We start from the raw sequence: 490 nt of genomic DNA, 5'->3' as shown, positions 1-490 counted from the left end.
GTACCTGGGCGACCAGCGCCTCAACCCGGTCTTCGCGGAACTCGACCGCCGCCGCGCCGTGGTCTTCCTGCACCCCACCTCACCCGCATGCTGGGAACAGTCCGCACTCGGCCGACCGCGGCCGATGGTCGAGTACATCTTCGACACCGCCCGCACCGTCACCGACATGGTGATGGCAGGCGTCCTGACACGTCACCCGAACATGCGGGTGATCGTCCCGCACTGCGGCGGCGCGATTCCCGTCCTGGCCGACCGCATCAACGAATTCATGAACCTGTTCCTGCCTTCGCAGAAGTCACCCTCCCCCGATGCCGTCGAGCAACTCCGCGGCCTCTACTACGACATGGCAGGCACAGCCTTCCCACGCCAGGTCCCCGCACTGCTGAACCTCGTCGACCCTGACCGCGTGCTCTTCGGCAGCGACTACTGCTGGACGCCCGCGCCGCTGGCCGACGCCCACATCGCGGCGATCGACGCGGCCGAACCACCG

1 protein-coding gene is annotated in these 490 nt (G+C 68.0%); it reads left to right on the top strand.

Going from position 1 to position 490, the window contains the following annotated elements; all coding sequences use genetic code 11:
* Positions 1-490 (top strand): amidohydrolase family protein (locus tag ACWBNA_RS47875; protein ID WP_482710889.1); only part of this gene is annotated, 490 nt, incomplete at both ends.

It is taken from the genome of Streptomyces sp. Q2 (genome assembly GCF_056820935.1).
This window is presented reverse-complemented; position numbering and strand designations above follow the sequence as displayed.